Annotated in this window: 20 protein-coding genes; all 20 read right to left on the reverse strand. The window is 39.5% G+C overall.

Going from position 1 to position 19,326, the window contains the following annotated elements:
• Positions 1–71: 71 nt before the first annotated feature.
• The 20 genes from hepT to MKX55_RS12085 all read right to left on the reverse strand — a co-directional run bounded on the left by hepT (position 72) and on the right by MKX55_RS12085 (position 19,208).
• Positions 72–1,043 (reverse strand): heptaprenyl diphosphate synthase component II, encoded by a 972-nt coding sequence (gene hepT / locus MKX55_RS11990; protein ID WP_339177251.1) that lies wholly within the window; start codon positions 1,041–1,043, stop codon positions 72–74.
• Between the two features lie 39 nt (positions 1,044–1,082).
• Positions 1,083–1,790: a demethylmenaquinone methyltransferase gene (menG, locus tag MKX55_RS11995; RefSeq protein ID WP_339177253.1), complete on the reverse strand. Its 708-nt coding sequence runs from the start codon at positions 1,788–1,790 to the stop codon at positions 1,083–1,085.
• Positions 1,791–1,808: 18 nt separating this feature from the next.
• Complete coding sequence (locus MKX55_RS12000) at positions 1,809–2,576, reverse strand: heptaprenyl diphosphate synthase component 1 (protein WP_339177255.1); 768 nt, start codon at positions 2,574–2,576, stop codon at positions 1,809–1,811.
• A gap of 398 nt (positions 2,577–2,974) precedes the next feature.
• On the reverse strand, positions 2,975–3,196 hold the full coding sequence (gene mtrB, locus MKX55_RS12005) for a trp RNA-binding attenuation protein MtrB (protein WP_339177257.1): 222 nt from the start codon (positions 3,194–3,196) through the stop codon (positions 2,975–2,977).
• 175 nt (positions 3,197–3,371) lie between these two features.
• Complete coding sequence (locus MKX55_RS12010) at positions 3,372–3,644, reverse strand: HU family DNA-binding protein (RefSeq protein ID WP_040981409.1); 273 nt, start codon at positions 3,642–3,644, stop codon at positions 3,372–3,374.
• A gap of 344 nt (positions 3,645–3,988) precedes the next feature.
• Positions 3,989–5,467 carry a stage IV sporulation protein A gene (spoIVA, locus tag MKX55_RS12015; RefSeq protein ID WP_042534158.1) on the reverse strand — a complete coding sequence of 493 codons (1,479 nt, stop codon included), beginning with the start codon at positions 5,465–5,467 and terminating at the stop codon, positions 3,989–3,991.
• 831 nt (positions 5,468–6,298) lie between these two features.
• Positions 6,299–7,021 (reverse strand): hypothetical protein, encoded by a 723-nt coding sequence (locus MKX55_RS12020; protein ID WP_339177260.1) that lies wholly within the window; start codon positions 7,019–7,021, stop codon positions 6,299–6,301.
• 13 nt (positions 7,022–7,034) lie between these two features.
• Positions 7,035–7,232 carry a DUF2768 family protein gene (locus MKX55_RS12025; RefSeq protein WP_042534163.1) on the reverse strand — a complete coding sequence of 66 codons (198 nt, stop codon included), beginning with the start codon at positions 7,230–7,232 and terminating at the stop codon, positions 7,035–7,037.
• Between the two features lie 516 nt (positions 7,233–7,748).
• A complete protein-coding gene (locus MKX55_RS12030) occupies positions 7,749–8,009 on the reverse strand; it encodes a stage VI sporulation protein F (protein ID WP_042534167.1) in 261 nt (86 codons plus the stop codon).
• Between the two features lie 57 nt (positions 8,010–8,066).
• Positions 8,067–9,107 carry an NAD(P)H-dependent glycerol-3-phosphate dehydrogenase gene (locus tag MKX55_RS12035; RefSeq protein WP_339177264.1) on the reverse strand — a complete coding sequence of 347 codons (1,041 nt, stop codon included), beginning with the start codon at positions 9,105–9,107 and terminating at the stop codon, positions 8,067–8,069.
• A gap of 14 nt (positions 9,108–9,121) precedes the next feature.
• Positions 9,122–10,432 (reverse strand): ribosome biogenesis GTPase Der, encoded by a 1,311-nt coding sequence (gene der, locus MKX55_RS12040; protein WP_042534171.1) that lies wholly within the window; start codon positions 10,430–10,432, stop codon positions 9,122–9,124.
• Between the two features lie 177 nt (positions 10,433–10,609).
• The gene (locus tag MKX55_RS12045; protein WP_339177266.1) at positions 10,610–10,795 is read right to left on the reverse strand and encodes a hypothetical protein; all 186 of its coding nucleotides are present in this window, start codon (positions 10,793–10,795) and stop codon (positions 10,610–10,612) included.
• Positions 10,796–11,692 carry a YIEGIA family protein gene (locus MKX55_RS12050; RefSeq protein ID WP_339233053.1) on the reverse strand — a complete coding sequence of 299 codons (897 nt, stop codon included), beginning with the start codon at positions 11,690–11,692 and terminating at the stop codon, positions 10,796–10,798.
• A gap of 222 nt (positions 11,693–11,914) precedes the next feature.
• Complete coding sequence (gene rpsA, locus MKX55_RS12055; protein WP_339233054.1) at positions 11,915–13,048, reverse strand: 30S ribosomal protein S1; 1,134 nt, start codon at positions 13,046–13,048, stop codon at positions 11,915–11,917.
• Positions 13,049–13,162: 114 nt separating this feature from the next.
• Complete coding sequence (locus tag MKX55_RS12060) at positions 13,163–13,744, reverse strand: lysophospholipid acyltransferase family protein (RefSeq protein WP_339177273.1); 582 nt, start codon at positions 13,742–13,744, stop codon at positions 13,163–13,165.
• Between the two features lie 137 nt (positions 13,745–13,881).
• On the reverse strand, positions 13,882–14,568 hold the full coding sequence (gene cmk, locus MKX55_RS12065) for a (d)CMP kinase (protein ID WP_339177274.1): 687 nt from the start codon (positions 14,566–14,568) through the stop codon (positions 13,882–13,884).
• Positions 14,569–14,823: 255 nt separating this feature from the next.
• The gene (gene ypeB / locus MKX55_RS12070) at positions 14,824–16,167 is read right to left on the reverse strand and encodes a germination protein YpeB (RefSeq protein ID WP_339177277.1); all 1,344 of its coding nucleotides are present in this window, start codon (positions 16,165–16,167) and stop codon (positions 14,824–14,826) included.
• A 16-nt stretch (positions 16,168–16,183) separates the two neighbouring features.
• Positions 16,184–16,942, reverse strand: a complete 759-nt coding sequence (gene sleB, locus MKX55_RS12075) for a spore cortex-lytic enzyme (protein ID WP_339185235.1) — start codon at positions 16,940–16,942, stop codon at positions 16,184–16,186.
• 588 nt (positions 16,943–17,530) lie between these two features.
• Positions 17,531–18,208: a glutamic-type intramembrane protease PrsW gene (gene prsW, locus MKX55_RS12080; RefSeq protein ID WP_339177280.1), complete on the reverse strand. Its 678-nt coding sequence runs from the start codon at positions 18,206–18,208 to the stop codon at positions 17,531–17,533.
• Positions 18,209–18,242: 34 nt separating this feature from the next.
• Entirely contained in the window at positions 18,243–19,208 is a 966-nt protein-coding gene (locus MKX55_RS12085; RefSeq protein ID WP_339177282.1) for an asparaginase, read from the reverse strand.
• Positions 19,209–19,326 lie beyond the last annotated feature (118 nt).

A 19,326-nucleotide genomic window follows, 5' to 3' on the forward strand; every position in this document is an offset into this window, starting at 1 on the left:
TATAATAAATGAAAAATGTAGCCTCTAAAATAGTAACAAATTATCAGACAAATAACAATATCTTTATTTCATTAGGAACGCCTTTTTCCAATAAAAGTAGCAATATCTTGTAAACTTTTCTTTGCCCTGGACGATTTCAGTCCTTCTAAAGATTTCAATGCTTTTTGCAGATAAAGGTCGCTGACTGCATAGCTCCTCTGAATAGCATCTGTGTTTTTTAAGCAGGCAATCAGCTTCTGCATTGTTTTTTCATCAATGTCCTGATTACTGTTGATTAATGTCACCAATTGATTTCTTAATTCCTGATCCTCCATTGCATATAGAACAGGCAGCGTGATATTACCCTGTAATAAATCATTTCCTGCCGGTTTCCCCAGTTCTTTTGCAGTAGATGTAAAATCGAGGATATCGTCAATAATTTGATAAGACATGCCGACATTATAGCCGTAACGATACATTTTATTTGCATCCTGTTCACTTAACCCGCCGACGAGCGCACCCAGTTTGCAGCTGCACGCTATCAGTAATGCCGTTTTCCGTTTTATCCGGCGCAGATAGTCTCGAAAATTTTGATTCCATTGGTATTTAAATTGAATTTGTTCAATTTCCCCAATAGATACTTCAACAAGTGTTTTGGATAATAAAGTATGTATTCTCGGATCATCTATTTTTGTTATTTCTTCCAGGGCTCTTGCAAGAATGAAATCGCCTGTGTACATCGCAATCCGGTTTCCATATTGAGAAGCAGTCGTCGGTTTCCCGCGACGCAGCTCAGCTTCATCAATCACGTCATCATGAACAAGCGTTGCCATATGAATAAGCTCTAGGGTTACAGCAACTTTTTGTATTTTTTCAAAGTCATAATCCCCTATTTGACATGAAAGCAAAACAAAAACAGGACGAATGCGTTTCCCTCCTGCTTTCAATAATGCTGTAGAAGCGTCTCGAAGTACGGGATGTTCAGCCTGAATGCTCTTCTGTAATGTTTTTTCAATAGTGTCCATATCTTTTGTTAAAAATCCATAAATCTTTGGTAGTCTCATGTACGTCACCTTATTTTACTAGTAAATTCATTCTTTATTTTAAGATTTATGCCCCATATGCATCGCAGCACCGCCGCCGGCATACATTTTGACATCGACATGCTTGAAGCCTGCATCAAAGAACATTTGCTTCAATTTGTCCTTACCTGGAAAATCCTTTGCGGATTCCTGCAGCCAGGAATATTCTTGATAGCTTTTAGCAAATACTTTTCCAAAAAGCGGCATAATAAAACGGAAATAAAAATAATATAATTGCCTGTAGCCAATCAGTGTAGGCTGAGAGGTTTCCAGACAAACCACCATCCCACCCGGTTTGACTACCCGGTACATTTCTTTTAAAACCGCCATATAGTCAGGAACATTCCGTAAGCCAAAGCCAATTGTTACGTAATCAAACTGATTGTCATCAAAAGGAAGCTCCATCGCATTGCCATGCATCCATTCAATCTCATCCAGCTGCTCCTGTTTTCCTTTTTCTCTGGCAATAGACAGCATGTTCTCGCTGAAATCAAGCCCTATAACCTTTCCATCAGCTCCGACAGCCTTCGCCAAGGAAATAGCCCAGTCTCCTGTACCGCAACATACGTCCAATGCACTGTCTCCCGGGGATACGTGCATTCGTTTCATAACATCTTTACGCCATAGCGTATGCTGTTTAAACGAAATCACCGAGTTCATGGAATCGTAGTTTTCATATATTTTCTCAAAGACGTGATGGACACGTTCTTCTTTTGATGAAAAACCCATAATTCATTACACTTCCTTTTAAAGTCTTGACGTTCTTATTTCTTTCGTTTCCTGAGAATAAATAAATTGCTCCATAAATAAACTAGAGCTGGATAATTCCGAAACAGCACGGTAAACAGCTTTTTCATAATCCCGAATCAATTTCCCGTCAATCAGCGGAATCGAAGTTGCTTTATTATTACGTGCTTCCCACTCTTTGCGCAGTAAAGTATACCCGTTGTCTGCTTGTTCTGTATCCAAGCGGCGATACATCAGCCAGTTTTGAATAATCGATTCTAATTCAGGATTGTGCAGATATTTTGCGACATGTACCAGCACGGATGCATTCAATTTCATTTTGATATTTAACCAGGTTTCAAGCGGTAATTGTTCTTCATAGTATAAAGTAACTTTTAGTTCATTTATTTCACGAATCGCATTCGCGAGTATCTGGATAAACTGAATTTCTCCCGCTTCTGCCAGCAATAAATAATACAGTCCGCTATAGTAATCTCCTGAGAGAACCTGGAGCTGCTTCTCAATCATTTCGCTTTCTGTATCAGCATGTTGTTTGATCGGAACAAAATCATGTGTATCCAGGGCGATTTGAACAAGCATGGTTGAAATAATATACTTTTCACGCTGCAAAGGAGTTAATGATTTATGTTGTTCAACAAGAAATAGCAATAAATTCCACTTTTCTTCATCGATCACTGGATAACGTATATGCTTATGAATGTATGAATCATATAATTTATTTTCCAGTATTTTTCTATAACCTCTATCAGTTGTAATAAATGTAGTCAACACTATCACCTGGACCCTTTCAGCCTTTCTTTGCTCTAGCTATTATAGCACATTTTAAATGTTATAAAAACGAAAGAACTTATTCTGTTTTAGGCTTGGTCTTAGAAAATCTCACATTCGCTTGTTTTTTAGTGAATCCGCAGCTTTTCTTATACTGCCCTATCGTGCAAAAAAATAAATACCCCTATATTAACTGCTTCTGTCAGAGAAACAATATCCAGAATATTTTCCGGCATCGAAACGTCGCCGCTGCTCACAGAAATGAACGAGTCTTTATCTCACATGGACTGGAAAACAAATAACCTTCCAGTTGTTTCCTATCTTCTCTTCAGGCGGAGTTATTTTTGAGCGAGGCTATGGATCACTTCGTAAAATACTAATAAGGGGATGTTTTTATATTAATTTTCTATTTCGCCATGACTTGTTTGAATAAGTGCTTTACCGCGAACTTTAATAGCAGAAGTATGTTCTGTGAATTGAGCAATCATAATTTCGCCTTGGTCCAGTTTTTCAGAATGATGGAATTTTGTATTGCTTCCACGCGTCAGGCCAATAACATGAACACCGTCTTCTAATGCTTTAATAACGAAATAATCTGCTTTTGCGCTTTGATCATTCATACATTACTCCTCCTTAAATGGAATTCTTTATGTAAAATAAATCTATTTAAATAATATCTTTGCTTTAATAGGCTTGTTCAGCTCCTGTATGCTTTCTCATGCAGAAATAAGGAAAGGGACACGTTTATCAACGTATCCCTCCCTTTTGTACACTCCTGTCCGGATATGTAAAATATTATTTTACACTATCCTTAAGAGCTTTACCTGGTTTGAAAGCAGGAACTTTGCTTGCAGGAATTTCGATTTCTTCTCCTGTTTGTGGATTACGTCCTTTACGTGCAGAACGTTCACGAACTTCAAAGTTACCAAAACCGATTAGTTGTACTTTTTCACCATTCTTCAGTGAATCCATGACTGCATCAAATACTGCATCCACAGCTTTTGTTGCATCCTTTTTTGAAAGATCACTTTTTTCAGCCACAGCATTTACTAAATCTGTTTTATTCATGACATTCACCTCCTCCCAGGATGTTCTTTAGACAAATAGGCTAGTTAGTCTGCCTATCCCATGGTCTGTTTCATCAAAGTCACCCTAATATGTGATGACAAGGCTTATAATAAACGAGTTTGGAATAAAATTCAACAAAAACTATCGATTTCTCTAGAATTTATTGAGATTTTACATAAAAATTCCTTTTTCTTAAGAGAAACAGGCTAAACTCTTATGCAACAAGCATTGTCACCTTTCCATAAATCTATACGGTGTTTTGCAGATTTTTTAGGCGTTCTGACAAAAAAATTATAAAAAAAATAAACAGCTATCAATTTAGCTGCTTATCGAGAAGTATTTTTTTATAATATAATAGCGATTAAACCGCCTGACCCTTCGTTAATAATTCTCTCTAGGGTATCTTTTAATTTATATCTTGCATTCTCCGGCATTAACGAGATTTTAGCTTGAATACCTTCTCTCACAATCGAACTGAGTGACCTGCCAAAAATATCTGATTCCCAGATAGACAGCGGATCTTCTTCAAAATCCTGCATCAGATAACGGACCAGCTCTTCACTTTGTTTTTCGGTTCCGATAATAGGAGAAAATTCAGATTCTACTTCGACCCGAATCATATGAATAGACGGGGCCACAGCTTTCAGGCGGACACCGAACCTGGAGCCCTGACGGATGATTTCCGGTTCATCCAGCTGCATATCCTCTAAACTGGGGGCAGCAATGCCATAACCGGTTTGTTTTACCATTTGCAGAGCACCGGAAACTTGGTCATACTCTCTTTTCGCATAGGCAAAATCCTGCATTAGCTCTAATAAATGGTCTTTACCGCGAATTTCTTCCCCGACAATCTCCTTCAGAACATGGTCATATAACTGATCAGGGGCATGCAAGTCGATTTCGGCAATACCCTCGCCCATCTCCATCCCTGCTAAATTGGCACCTTCAATATGTTCATAATCTCTGAAATGACCAACGATATGGTCGACATCACGCAAACGTTTTATATCCTTTACGGTATCTTGAATGGCTTCCTGATAATTTTGACGAAGCCAGTGATCTTCTTTTAAAACCATTACCCAGCTAGGCAGGTTTACATTTACCTCAAGGACCGGAAATTCGAATAATGCTTCACGCAGTACACTGTAGACATCATGCTCTGTCATTGTTTCTACACTCATCGCTAATACCGGAATATCATGCTGCTCCGTCAGCTCTTCCCGAAGCAAAGTTGTTTTTTGACTGTGCGGTTCTGTAGAATTGATTACCATAATAAATGGCTTGCCAACCTCTTTTAACTCTTCAATCACTCTTGTCTCAGCTTCAATATAGTCTTCTCTATCTATTTCACCGATAGTACCGTCTGTTGTCACGACAACGCCAATAGTAGAATGCTCCTGAATTACTTTACGGGTTCCTATTTCTGCTGCATCATGAAACGGGATAGGGTCCTCGTACCACGGCGTATGAATCATACGCGGGCCATTTTCATCCTCAAACCCTTTCGCCCCTTCTACAGCGTATCCAACACAATCAACAAGACGGACATTTACATCTAATCCATCTTCCACGTTTACTTGAACAGCCTGATTCGGAACAAACTTTGGTTCTGTTGTCATAATGGTTTTTCCTGCCGCACTCTGCGGTAATTCATCATGTGCTCTTGCTCTTTCACTTTCACTTTCAATATTAGGAAGTACAACCAACTCCATGAATTTCTTAATAAAGGTGGACTTTCCCGTACGGACTGCTCCGACGATTCCAAGATATATGTCGCCATTTGTACGTTTCGATATATCCTTAAAAATATCTGTTTTTTCCAAAAGATCCCCTCCCGATCTCCGTACTTTGATATACATCACCCGTAATAGTTGGACACTAACAGTCTATGACGTTGTCCTATTAGATTATGACTAAGTTTTACACATTTTTATCACACGTCCATCAGACGTCATATTTGACTTTAAAAGGTCCTCTAAGCAAGCTACAAATAAAACACAGGTATTTATAAACAAACTTTATATCTCATGTATATGCAGCATGAATCTATTTATTCTGTTTTATTTGAGGACGACAAAGAAAACCAAGAATATTGGTTGGTCTTTAAATCACCGGTGTCCTCGCCGAAGCGATGTCCGCTGCGACGGTTTTCGATGGGGCGAGTAATCGCAGTCCCAGGAAGTCGCTTTCCGCGGGCAACGTTCAGCCTCCTCGGAAGAAAACCGCTTCCTGCTCAGGTCTACCTGTTGCTTTTCCCGCAGGAGTCGACTTCCCTCCGCTCCCATCTTTGAAGAAATATGTTTTATTTGCTTTCTTTCAAAAAAATGAAGCTGATTCTAGCGGTGGAAAAACATGGAGACTCCTATAGGAAAGCGCAATGGTTTTCGATGGGGCGAGTAATCGCAGTCCCAGTCCCAGTGTGAAGACCCCGCAGAAAAAAAGTGAACTTCTTTTTTTCTACCCGCGGGGCATAAGTGCGACTATGCTTCTGTCTGCGCCTGACGGCTTGCCAATCAGCAAGTCTTCTTTAAAGGAGATGAGCTCGGGGCCCATGGAAAGCGTAGTGTTTTTCCGGAGCGGCTATTTTTATAAACATTCTTATTCTTCAAAAAAAGCCATACAGTTCAATTATTGAAACTGCATGGCTTTTCTATTTAGTCTTCTTCCATAAATACGGCTTGTCCATCTTCTACGGTGTAAGGAAGGGAGTATGCGGGAACAAATGGATAATTATCCACTAAAAGATAACGGATATCATCGCCTTCTTCATAGCCGTGATCATCCTCTTCCAGCGCCTGATTCAAGTCATAAGAATAATCAATATATAATTTGCCGTCTAAATCCATCACAATCGGCAAATCGGCCTGCGAATAAGGACTTTTCGCAGTCGGCGGTTCACTTAATCCGAGCTTTTCATAATCCACCGTATATATCTGGTCTGTGATTTGCTGCCCGTAGGCTGGATATGTGTGCTCTTGTCTGTAAACGTCTAACCGTACATTGATGCTTCGTAATTGCTCCGTAGTTTGTAAATCAATAAGGCGGACTTGCAAATCGTCTTCCGGGTCGATAATCGTATACTGATAGACACCGCCCTCTTCAAAAGAGTTTCCAGGCAGTTCAGACAAATAACCTTTCTCCAGCATCTGTTTAAAATCAATCAAATACTTTTCGAAGATATGTGTATCACTGTCTTTTGTCTGAATCGGCACTAAACCATCTTCCTCTTCTCTGTAGGTTTCAACTGCCTGCTGGACAACAGCTAACTGTTCTTCATTCGGAATCTGGTTTTCCGACCGCTCGCTTTGAGGATACATGCAGCCGCTTAAGAGCAAGAACATAAAGGGTATCGTCAATAAATATGTATATTTCATCATGAAACTCCTTTTCCTATCTTGTTGGTCCACTAAATGTAACATATAAAATAATCAAAGCACCGCTGACGAGACTTATATAAGCTAAAAATGTAATAATACTGCCAAACCAGCCTCGCAGCTTTGTTCTGCTCCAAACAATCAAGCCTGTAGCTAAGATTAATAAAAACATCCCGACAAAGGATATATACATCATTAACATGGATACTGACAAAGCGTTCACCCCTATTTCAATCAAAATACATTTTACCAGATGCTATTATAACATAACTTCTGGGCGATGTACTCTAAGATAACTGACGAAACATTGAACATTTTAAACGCTTTCTTCGGCATTCAGTTGAAAATGTCTTTTCTTCATGTAAAAACCTGTGGCAAAGGGGGTATCTTCACCACAGGTTGACTAAATAATATCCTCAGCAACTCTATTCCTTGAATGCTGGTGCGATTTATCTTATGCAGTATTTTGAAAATCTGTATACTCAACTGCCTATAAAGTGAAACTTTATTCAGCGGAGATTTTTACATCCCCGCTGAATAAAGAACAAAGGCTGGGGCCGCGGTTACTCGCCCCATCGAAACGTGTTATCTTGGGCGCCTTTGTAGCGTACATCCTGCAGACCCGATGTATCAGGCCTTTACTGGCTGCCCCGATTCCCGCATAGAATTTTCGATTTCTCTCATTTTCGTGACATGGGAATTTCACAGCCAGTTATACTGTGATAAAAACCTATTTCTTAAATAAATTATTTAACGAATTGACATCTCCAGGCATTTTATTTTTGACAATGGATTGTACAATTTTGTCTTCTTTTTCTTTTGAAAGGGGTTTACCTGCCATCTGCGAAAGCTGCTTCACAAGATTTCGAACGGTTTTTTCATCCGAAAAATTTGCATGCTTTACCGAATCAGCTACTTTATAGACTTCCTCAGGACGAATGTTTGTGTTCTTTTGTATCTTATCAAACATACCTTTTTGAAAATTATTCACATGATTTCCTCCTTGCAGTTCATTCGTCACAGTATATGCAAGAAGGAAAGTTATGTGTTACTTATCCGAATAACGTTCTTTTAAAAGATTGCTTATATCATCCATTTCCTGACGCTTATTCCGGCTCATTAATTCGTCTACAACGTCCTTTGGTTTTTTATCCTCAAAAAGCACTTGGTAGATTCCTTGGGTAATCGGCATTTCAACACCCTGCTCTTTTGCAAATTGGTGTGCTGCCTGCACCGTCCGGACGCCTTCTACCACCATGCCCATTTCTTCTAACACCTGATCGAGATTCATGCCCTTACCTAACAGGTTTCCAGCTCTCCAGTTTCTGCTGTGGACACTTGTACAGGTAACAATCAAATCTCCTACACCAGACAGGCCAAGGAAGCTTAATGGATTCGCTCCCAGGGATGTGCCGAGGCGGGCAATTTCGGCTAAACCGCGTGTGATCAAAGCTGCTTTTGCATTATCTCCATAGCCGAGACCATCTGAAATACCGGCTCCTAAGGCAATAATATTTTTGAGTGCTCCTCCAACTTCGATTCCCAAAATATCATCGCTTGTATAAACACGTAAATTTTCACTGTTGAATAAATCTTGCGCTTGACGTGCCCTGTCCAGATTGACTGCTGATACAGATACTGTCGTCGGATGACGCAATGCTACCTCTTCCGCATGACTCGGTCCGGATAATACCACAATGTTCTCATAAGGGAAATCAGGAATTTCCTCCGAAATCATTTCAGATACACGTTTCAACGAACCGGGCTCAATCCCTTTTGTCGCATGAATAATCTGTGTGCTTGAATGAATGTCATCTTTTAACTGCTGACAAACCTCACGAATTGCTTTTGTCGGAACAACGATAACAACTGCATCTGCATCTTTTACAGCTTCCTTCATGTCATGAAATGCAGTTATGGCGTCGGGAATATCAACGTCCAGGTATTTATTATTCCGGTGAGTTTGGTTGATTTCGTCTACATGTTCCTGTCGATGTGCCCACAAACGCACCTCATGCCCGTTATCAGCTAAAACTATTGCAAGTGCTGTTCCCCAGCTTCCTGCTCCAAGTACTGCAACCTTACGCATCGTATCTCTCCCCTTTACTGTCTCCGTCGTGCAAATATTTTTATCGGAGTTCCTGCAAAATCAAAAGCATCTCTAATTTTATTCTCTAAAAATCGTTCATAAGAAAAATGCATGAGTTCCGGATCATTCACAAACACGACAAAGCTAGGCGGTTTCACAGCTACCTGTGTCGCATATAACACTTTCAGCCTTCTTCCTTTCAGTGTTGGCGTCGGATTCATTGCAATGGCATCCATAATCACGTCATTGAGAACATTTGTCTGAACACGCTTCGAATGATTTTCGCTTGCTAATTGAACCATTGGAATCAGCGTATGAAGCCGTTTTTTTGTTTTTGCAGACAAAAATACAATTGGTGCATAATCTAAATACTGAAAATGCGCCCGGATTTTTGTTTCAAAATCCTTCATTGCTTTTTCGTCACTGTCCACCGTATCCCACTTATTTACAACGATAACAATTGCCCGGCCTGCCTCGTGTGCATAACCCGCAATCTTCTTATCCTGCTCTCTGATGCCTGTTTCTGCGTCAATTAATACCAAGACCACATCAGAGCGTTCAATCGCCCGCAGCGCCCTTAAAACGCTGTATTTCTCTGTGCTTTCATAAACTTTACCGCGTTTACGCATTCCAGCTGTATCAATAATCACAAAATCTTGATCATCTTTACGTAATTTCGTATCGATAGCATCTCTGGTTGTGCCTTCTATTTCACTTACAATCACGCGATTTTCATTTAATAAAGCATTTACCAGGGAGGACTTTCCTACATTTGGACGGCCGATTAAACTGAAGTAAATCGTATCATCCTCTTTTTCTGTTTCCTCATTTTCCGGAAAATGAGCCACTACTTCATCCAGCATGTCTCCCAGCCCGAGGCCATGTGTTCCGGAAATAGGAAACGGCTGTCCAAATCCCAAGGCATAAAACTCATACACCATTTCGCGCATTTCCGGGTTGTCCATCTTATTCACGGCTAACACAACCGGCTTATTAGATTTGAATAAAAGCTTTGCAACCTCTTCATCGGCCGCAGTAATACCTTCTCTGCCGTTAAGCATAAAAATAATAACATCTGCTTCATCAATAGCAATTTCAGCCTGCTGTCTCATTTGATTTAATAATGGCTCATCGACCATTTCAATACCGCCAGTATCTATTATGTTAAATGTTTGATTTAACCATTCTGCTTCCGAATAAATACGATCGCGGGTTACACCCGGTGTATCTTCCACGATAGAAATTCTTTCTCCAACTAATCGATTAAATATCGTTGATTTACCAACATTTGGTCTACCAACAATTGCTACTACAGATTTCCTCACGTAAGGAACATCCTCTCTTTTTTCAAAATTCCTTCTAAAATATCAGCAGGTTATACGATCCAGTAATACACAATCTCACTGCATCTCAGTCTTTATTCTAGCAAAAGTAGGAAAGTTCCACAACGAAATATATTAGCGCTTGTTCAAAATGATTTTATTTGAAGCAGCCTCTTACTTTTAGTGTTTTACAATAATATAGACCTCATCACTCAAACGATGTGCAATGCCGTCCATAATCGCTTCCAGATTGGTTGAAAATAACTGAAGCTCTTCATTCGAGGTACAGATAAAGATAGGAGCCCCTCCTCCAACTTGCTCTTCTTTTGTGGTGATGACAGCTAAAATCGCTTTTTCCACAATCATTTACTTTTTACCCCCTTTTAAAAATGTAGCTTCCGAAGGCATCTTAATCGCATTTTCTAATACTGGAACGGAGCCGATTACTTTTTTAGCCAGCTCTGCATCCCGAACAAGCGGCAAAATGAAAACACCCAGTCTGCCATCATCTAAATCACGTTTTATTAATGGCGTTAATGCAGGAGTCCCTGCATCTTTATAAACTCCTAATGTAGCAGAAACATCATGTAAAATGGCCTGCTGCTGCCCCAGATTACTGATTGTCGTGATTACATTGATGTTTTTAGGTGTCAGAATAAACCCCATTCCATACTTTAAGAGCTCTTCTTGCCTCTCTTCTATCCCGATATTCATGATGTAAATATTATCAACATATAAGCCAGCCCCGTCAAAGGAGATATCTGATTCTTCGATTTCGACAATGTCTCTTAACGAAGACCCGCTCATAAAGCTAAGCGCTGCAACGATGGTCAATACACCAACAACGGTGGAAGGAAACCACCCCCAATTTATATAAGCAAACGTTGTTAAAAAGGCTGCAAACATAACAAGATAATTTCTTCCTTCAAAAGAAATAGCAATTCCTTCAATGTACGTGCTGCCTCTGGAGACCAGTTCGAATTGATCCAGTTCTGTTAACGTATTTCGCTCCATATTCCGGACATCTCTAAATTGAGTTGCAGCTACCGTTAAGAAGGTTACGGCTGTAAATTCCATTTCCAATAAAGCAGGTATAGCCAATGCACCAAGTGACGCAGCTATAAATCCTAATGATAAGTGAATAATCCGGCCATGCAGATAGGTAGGATACTGTCTATAATCACTACGTAATGTGATTAATCTGGCCAGTGTCCCTGCAACCACTCCAAATAAAATTGCTTGTGCGTAATATTCAATTTCCATACAAACCACCTCTTTTTCTTATGTGTTAGTATGGCTATTTTTTAAAAGGATTATTTATAAATTCACCCGGTCTTAGGTCTTATTGCATGAAAAAAAACTGCTCACCGGTAGGCACAGCTTTTCGGCAGCAAGAAAGCATAAACGTCTTTTACTGCATAAAAAAACGAAGATTGTCCCCCTAAATACCTCGAGACAATCTTCGTTTTCTAATAATCATTGTTATTATTTTTTGTATTTATCCAATTTATTTCCAATCACATCACCAAGCTGAAAGCCGGGCTGATCATCGGATTTTTCATATTGCTTGTATTCTTTTTCTTCTTGTTCCTGCTCTAATTCTTTGATGCTTAAAGAGATGCGCTGTTCTTCTTCATTCACATCTAATACCTTCACTGTAACAGGCTGTCCAATTTCAAGGACTTCCTGTGGTGTTCCGATATGACGGTTGGCAATTTGAGAAATATGCACAAGGCCTTCAACGCCAGGCAATAGTTCAACAAATGCTCCGAAGCTGACCAGTCTCTTGACAACACCTTCTGCAGTGGAACCAGGTTTAATTTTTTCACTTACTTCTGCCCAAGGTCCAGGGAGCGTATTTTTATGAGATAAAGAGATACGTTCACTGTCTAAATCGACAGAAATAACTTCTACCTTGATTTTATCTCCTTCAGAAACAACATCTGAAGCTTTTTCAACATGCTCATGCGCTAATTGGGAGATATGGACAAGTCCATCAACTCCTCCTAAATCAACAAATACACCAAAATTGGTAATACGTTGTACGACTCCCTCGATTACATCACCAGGGTTTAATGATTGCAGAACTTTTTCTTTTCTGTCTTTTTCTTCTTCCTCTACAATCGCACGATGGGATAAGATAACCCGGTTTTGGGTCCGGTCCATATCCGTGATTTTCACTTTTAACGTACGATCTAAATAATCACTGAAATCTTCCACGTAATAGGTTTCAACTAAAGAGGCAGGAATAAAGCCGCGTACTCCTACATCCACAACAAGTCCGCCTTTAACAACTTCCTTCACTGTTGTCTCAAAAGTCTCACCCTGTTCAAATTTTCTTTCAAGTTCTTCCCAGGATTGTTCTGCATCTACAGCTTTTTTTGATAACACAACTTCATCATCATCGATTTTTTTTACTTTTAAAGTGACTTCTTCCCCTTCAGCTAACACATCAGTTGTAGACTCTACATGGAGCGTGGAAAGTTCGCTTATCGGTAAAATACCTTCTGTTTTATATCCGATATCAACAAGAACTTGTTTTTCTTCTAATTTTACAACTGTTCCCGTCACTGTAGCACCAACTTCTAATGCTTGAAGGTCTTTATTTTCTTCACTCATATCCTTAGCCTCCTAGTTACAGTTCGCCTATTCACACATTCGAATAGAAAAAGATTATTCATATGTTCTACCTATAACTTCTAATAATTAGTTTTATTTGTCAAGTAAAGTCAATTAATTTTTATGAATTTCGTATAAATTTCTGATTTCTTCCATAATTCCCTCTGACATTTCTTTTGCAGAAGATTTATTTTTTCGAAAAGCTTCTGCATCCATTGGTTTTCCATAAACAACCTTCGTCCGACGAAATAATTTATAATCACTCATAATGACACAGGGAACGACTTCCGCTTGTGACCGGAGTGCAAAAAAGCCGACTCCAGGCAAAGCGTTTCCCGGTTTGCCATCCTTACTTCTTGTCCCCTCTGGAAACAAGCCGAGCGTTCCTCCCTCTTCTAAAATTTTCAGGCCGCCTCTTAAAGCATTCCGGTCAGCCAGACCCCGTTTGACCGGAAAAGCGTGGACCCTTTTTAAGATACCACCTAAGATTTTTCCGCTGAAAAGCTCTTCCTTTGCCATAAAATGGATTGTTCTAGATGCTGTCATCCCTACCACAGGCGGGTCAAGGTTAGAAGTATGATTGGAACAAATAATGACTGGTCCTTTTTTCGGTATATGCTGTCTGCCAGTCACTTTAACTCGGAATAACGGATAAAAAAGAATACTTATTAAAAATTTACCCAAATGATACAACATGGAGACCCGCCTCCTGTTTTTAAACTTTTGCATGTAATAAGGGAAGGTTATTTCCCCATTCACATACAATTAACAACGAAGGTATTCGTTAATAAGCTTACACTTCAGAATCCAAGGTATTCCAGAAAAGATACACGTTAGCGAATGCCAAGTTTTTCAATAAATGGCTGGCATATCTCGAGAATTTTATTTGTCACATCATCAATGGATAAGGAAGTAGTATCCAATTCAATCGCATCTTCCGCTTTGACCAGCGGGGATGCCTCGCGGGTAGAGTCGAGTTCATCCCGCTTTTCTATTTCTTTTTCCAGTGTATGTAAATCAGCGGGGATGCCTTTTTGCCTGTTTTCCTCGAAGCGGCGCTTGGCTCGTTCTGTTACAGAAGCGATAAGAAATATTTTCACATCCGCATCCGGCAAAACATGCGATCCTATATCGCGCCCGTCCATGACAACACTATTATCCTGTGCAAGCTCTTGCTGAGCAGCCACCATTTTTTTTCGGACCAATGGATGCTTCGCAATAACCGAAACGGACGCTGTAACATCCGGATAGCGTACTGCCTCCGTGACATCCTTCTCATTGATAAATACACGCTGTCCTTCTTTATCCTGTGCAAGCCTGATATCAATCTTATTTAAAATTTTCATGACCGCTTTTTCATCTTCCAGATCAATATTCTCTTGCAGGGTCTGATAAGTAAGCGCCCTATACATCGCTCCAGTATCCACATAAATAATACCCAGCTTTTTTGCAATCTGCTTAGCAACCGTACTCTTTCCAGCTGCTGCCGGCCCGTCAATTGCAATTGAAATAAGCTCCATTCTCTTCACTCCTGCCATTAAAAAGCCTGACAATTGCCAAGCGAGTTCTACACTACTCTATCATAACATATTCCCAATTTATTAAACAGTCGAGAACACCTGCAATTTTTCGTGAACATTTCTATTCTCTGCTTCCAGGATTCTAAAATCAGACGCTCCATACGACTTCTTATTTGTAAGAATAACAAAGAAAATTGCCTTCGAAAATGTATAAAATAAATTCTCGAAGGCAGTTGTTATTAAGAATGTTTTTACTTATATTACAGAATTGTAATTAATTTCAGCATCTGTCATTTTCTCAATTTTTTCTTCTTCCCCTGTCTCTGCATTAATAAATATGCGATATGTCGCGTCATCTCTGGTTCCTAAAAATTCATAGGTGAGAATTTCTTCGCCCTGGTTATCATCAATAATCGCTAGATGATTTTCTTGAATTTTCACTCCCTGATTTACTGCATCACGGGCTTCTTCTTCTGAAATAGCCGGTTCTGGTATATCCCGTTCTGTATGATTTTTAAAGTAATTATTTGCCGTCAGCCCGGTAATATCTCCATTATCTAAAGCTACCTTCACTTCGACAGCATCCGAAAAAACTCGAACTCCATCATCTTCATAGACAAAAGAGTATATACCGACCTGATCATATTCACTGCTCTGGAAAAGCTCCATTTCATCAAATCCCAGCTCTGAAAGGTAATCCGTTGCTATTTCAAACCCTTCATTCAAGCTTAATTGCTTGCCGCCTATTTCTCTGGAAACTAATAAGTTAAGCGGATGGCCGCCCTGCACAGTCAAATCTGCGTAGCCTCTTTCCCCGTTTTCATCATAGGAAACACTATACATTGGCGTTAATGCCCCGTCACCAGATTTTGTAACTGTCCAATCGGTTCCATCTTCTTTGCCAAAAATCTTTTCGGCTTCCTTCATGGCTTCTTCTTCTGAAAGATCGTCACCTGTTATATTTTTATAAGAATGTTCTTCCGTTTCTGTACTGGTTGTACTGTTTTCAGGCGTTTCCTCCGTAGAAGTATCAAAGGAGTCTTCTACCGCTTGGAAGCTATTGACCATATCATTATCTTTTTCGTCATTTGTATTTAATAATGCTTGTTCTGCATCTATCCATTTCGAACCATCAGTTAAGGAGTGATGCTGTGCTTCCCTGAGTTCATCCCGTATTTCTCCAGATTGTTGATAGAATTCTTCCAGCTGCGCTGTTTCTTCTTCTGTTAATGGGTCGTCATCCAAGTCACGAACAGCAGTCTGATAAGTGAAATCTCCTAACTCTGAGAGAAATTGCTCTGTTTTATGAATCGGCAGCAATCCCATCGGCAGATGCCCCGTATTGGCATGTGCATTGGAACTGATGCGCCAAATATCGACAAACTGCGGTGATAATTTATCAGGTGAATTCATTGCCAGAGAGGTCCCAATCTGGTCGTTTAACACATCCATATTGTAGGTTAGTTCATGGAAGGATCTTTGATATTCATTTTCTGCTTGAACATATAAATCATTTTTTTGTTTATTTGTCTGGTAGCCCCAAATGGAAACAGAAATAAGGGCTACGGTTAACAATGTAATGGTAATCCAACGATACATTTCATTTCACACCTTTCTAACTGCAGAATATATGTTTTCCAATTGTCTTAATCTGTGGTCTGGTCCAAATCCATCCTGAAGTTGCGGTATCTGGATTGAAATAGTAGAGTGCATTACCAGAGGGGTCCCATCCATTAATCGCATCCAGCACTGCTTCTCTGGCCTGATCATTCGGCTCCAGCCATATTTGTCCGTCCGCCACTGCTGTAAATGCTCTCGGTTCAAAGATAACCCCGGATACTGTATCAGGAAACAGCTCACTGTTTACCCGATTGAGGATAACTGCTGCAACTGCTACTTGGCCTTCATAAGGCTCTCCCCTTGCTTCTCCATATACTGCGTTTGCCATTAGCTGGATATCATTATTAGAATATCCTTGCGGGACATTTACCGAGCTGGTAGGGGTACTTTCTTCTCCTCCGTTATTCCCTCCGGATGGAGCAGAGCCAGTCCCATACATTTCTTGCTTCACCTTTTCTTTATCGAATTCTGTCGCCTGCGTCAGCTTATCCTTTGCCGCCTGCCCGGCCAGCCCATCGATTTCCATTCCAAATTCATATTGAAAATTTCTTAAAGCCCAGTAAGTTCCCCAGCCAAAAACACCGTCAATTTCGCCATTATAAAAACCGATATGTTTTAATCTGGCTTGTAATTCAATAACGTCATCTCCAACTGCTCCTTGTTGAATCACTTGATCACTAAATGCATTTGTCTGTTCTGGTTTCGCAAAAATAAATGCAGATAGAAATATAAAAAGGGTGAAGCTAAAAATCATAGGCTTGCGATGTCTTTTCATATTGATGCCTCCATTTTCTTCCTATAAACCTTTCTTTTCATACCAGCTGCTTCTAATATTTAAAGGAATAACCGGCAAAAGATTGGCAAAAGAGAAATTTTATCACGGAGAACCGCCCGTAAAACTCCTGCCTCGCAATAGAGAGTGAAAATATATTTATTGAGGCGGGAGATAACAGGCGCTAACTCCCTGAATCACTCAACTAACATCCAGCAGATAATCTTAAGCTGAATGAAGTTTCGTTTTATCTACGTCTATTTTTTGTGCAATTCCTCTTTTTATTCATAAACAATGAAAATCAAATTAATTGCTTCCTAGTGAATAAATTTTCTGTCCAGTTTCATACCGGTTTTAATCGTCTTTTTTTAAAAAACCAAGAATACCGCTTGGTCTTTAAAACATCGGTGTTCTTGCTAAAGAGATGTCCGCTACGGAAAGCGGAGTGTATTTCTGGGGCCTAAGATTACTCACCCCATGAAACCCGTTGGAGCGGCTATATTCAGCATTTTTTATATACTTTCCTATTCTTCAATAAAAAAGCTGACGAACAACTTTTTCGTCAGCTTTTTATCTATTACTTTTATACATTTTGTCAGGGAGAAAACGGATATCATACATTCTGGCATGCTTTAAACGATAAATCGCAAAAACCCATACACCAGCTAAAAATATCGAGAGGATGATAATAAATTGATTTAATCCGAGTAATATGTAGTTATATATTCCATGCAGCAGAAATGGAAGTACAAAGGCAATCGTCAAGTATCTGTGTTTGTTTTTCGGTTTCATTTTTGCTTTCCCTAAATAATATCCCATAATAATTCCAAACAGAGCGTGTGAAGAAACAGGATACAGTGCACGCATCCACGCAAATTCAACTCCATTTGATAATAAATAAAATACATTTTCCAAGGAAGCAAATCCTAAACTGATTGCACTGGCATACACAATTCCATCGTAATGGTTATCAAATTCATCATGCTGATAAATTAAGAACATAAACATAAACCATTTGAAAAACTCTTCCAGAAATGCACTAAATAGAAAAGCTTCTGCGACAATCGGAATATTGTCCAGCTCCGCATGAATACCATACTGAATAAACATAATCGGCAGCACAATCAATGCACCGGCGATAAACATACGTGCTATTAGCCAAAGCGGTTCTGTGATACGGTCACGCAAATAAATAAACGTCATAAAAGCTACAGCAGGGGCTATACCAGCAGATAGAGCAGCTATCATTGATTCTTACTCCTCTTCTTTAGTCGGTAAACAATTATATATCAAATAAATGTTCCAGTTCCGCGTTACTTGCCATTCCCACAAGAAGTTTAATTCTTGCTTTTTTACTATCATAATCTCTTCCCAAAAGTACTCCATTCTCCATAAGATCATAGGTACTGCCTTCATAATCATAAGTAGGATAGACTTCTCCTTCCACAGCAGAGGTTGTAATTACTACTTTTATACCTTTTCGAATACATTCTTTAATCGCAGGCATCATGGCCTGTGATACTTGTCCTCTGCCGACACCTTCCAGAACCAGTCCATCTACTTCATTGTCTATTGCTGCTTGGATATATTTTCCGTCAGCTTCCATATATACTTTAATAATATCTACCGTCGGGAGCTCTTTTTTTAACTCTAAATGCTCCCGGTACGTCGGCTTTTGGAATACTCGAACCGTGTTGTTATCAATAATTCCTAAATAGCCGTAGCCAAAAGCATTAAAACCTTGGATATTCGAAGCATGCTCTTTTCGGACATAGCGGGAATGGAAAATACGCTCATTGAATACAACCGTCACACCGACATCCTTTAAATCTTCACTGCAGGCTGCCAAAATTGCATTTTTAATATTTATAAAGGAATCTGTCCCCACCTCTTTAGGTGAACGCTGTGATCCGGTGTATACAATTGGAATACGGTAGTCTGAAATAAGATGCATAAAATAAGAAGCTTCTTCCAATGTATCTGTTCCCTGTGTGACTACAATCCCGTCGAAAGCTTCCTCATTTAAGTACTCGTCTAACTTTTCTTTGATTTTTATTAAATCAGAAAAGTTTAAATGCATACTAGCTTTTTGAAAGAAAGAATCCACTTTCACCTGAATATTGGAAGGAACATCACATTTTTCAATAATATCTTCTCCAGTTAATACCCCAGAAGCCAGCTTACCGCTCTCCTCATTTTTATCACTTGCAATGGTGCCTCCTGTTGCAATCATCAACACTTTTTTCATGTTATTACCTTCTTTATTGGTTAGTTATCTGCATTATCTATTAGTGTATCACAATAATTTTTACTGAAATAAAGTTCAGGCTGCATGTTGCAGCGAGAGGAACAGACCTCCCGCTTTA

This window comes from Oceanobacillus sp. FSL W7-1281 (assembly GCF_037969835.1).
Classification (GTDB): domain Bacteria; phylum Bacillota; class Bacilli; order Bacillales; family Amphibacillaceae; genus Oceanobacillus; species Oceanobacillus oncorhynchi.

What these genes read in the sequence shown, in the direction of transcription:
- mtrB (WP_339177257.1), bottom strand. Translation starts at nt 3,196, where the DNA reads ATGAATGATCAAAGCGCAAAAGCAGATTATTTCGTTATTAAAGCATTA.
- rpsA (WP_339233054.1), bottom strand. Translation starts at nt 13,048, where the DNA reads ATGAGTGAAGAAAATAAAGACCTTCAAGCATTAGAAGTTGGTGCTACA.
- prsW (WP_339177280.1), bottom strand. Translation starts at nt 18,208, where the DNA reads ATGATAGCTGCTCTATCTGCTGGTATAGCCCCTGCTGTAGCTTTTATG.
- MKX55_RS12020 (WP_339177260.1), bottom strand. Translation starts at nt 7,021, where the DNA reads ATGATGAAATATACATATTTATTGACGATACCCTTTATGTTCTTGCTC.
- ypeB (WP_339177277.1), bottom strand. Translation starts at nt 16,167, where the DNA reads ATGTATCGTTGGATTACCATTACATTGTTAACCGTAGCCCTTATTTCT.
- MKX55_RS12045 (WP_339177266.1), bottom strand. Translation starts at nt 10,795, where the DNA reads ATGATTGTGGAAAAAGCGATTTTAGCTGTCATCACCACAAAAGAAGAG.
- cmk (WP_339177274.1), bottom strand. Translation starts at nt 14,568, where the DNA reads ATGGAGCTTATTTCAATTGCAATTGACGGGCCGGCAGCAGCTGGAAAG.
- hepT (WP_339177251.1), bottom strand. Translation starts at nt 1,043, where the DNA reads ATGAGACTACCAAAGATTTATGGATTTTTAACAAAAGATATGGACACT.
- MKX55_RS12060 (WP_339177273.1), bottom strand. Translation starts at nt 13,744, where the DNA reads ATGTTGTATCATTTGGGTAAATTTTTAATAAGTATTCTTTTTTATCCG.
- sleB (WP_339185235.1), bottom strand. Translation starts at nt 16,942, where the DNA reads ATGATTTTTAGCTTCACCCTTTTTATATTTCTATCTGCATTTATTTTT.
- MKX55_RS12050 (WP_339233053.1), bottom strand. Translation starts at nt 11,692, where the DNA reads ATGGAAATTGAATATTACGCACAAGCAATTTTATTTGGAGTGGTTGCA.
- MKX55_RS12035 (WP_339177264.1), bottom strand. Translation starts at nt 9,107, where the DNA reads ATGCGTAAGGTTGCAGTACTTGGAGCAGGAAGCTGGGGAACAGCACTT.
- MKX55_RS12085 (WP_339177282.1), bottom strand. Translation starts at nt 19,208, where the DNA reads ATGAAAAAAGTGTTGATGATTGCAACAGGAGGCACCATTGCAAGTGAT.
- MKX55_RS12010 (WP_040981409.1), bottom strand. Translation starts at nt 3,644, where the DNA reads ATGAATAAAACAGATTTAGTAAATGCTGTGGCTGAAAAAAGTGATCTT.
- menG (WP_339177253.1), bottom strand. Translation starts at nt 1,790, where the DNA reads ATGGGTTTTTCATCAAAAGAAGAACGTGTCCATCACGTCTTTGAGAAA.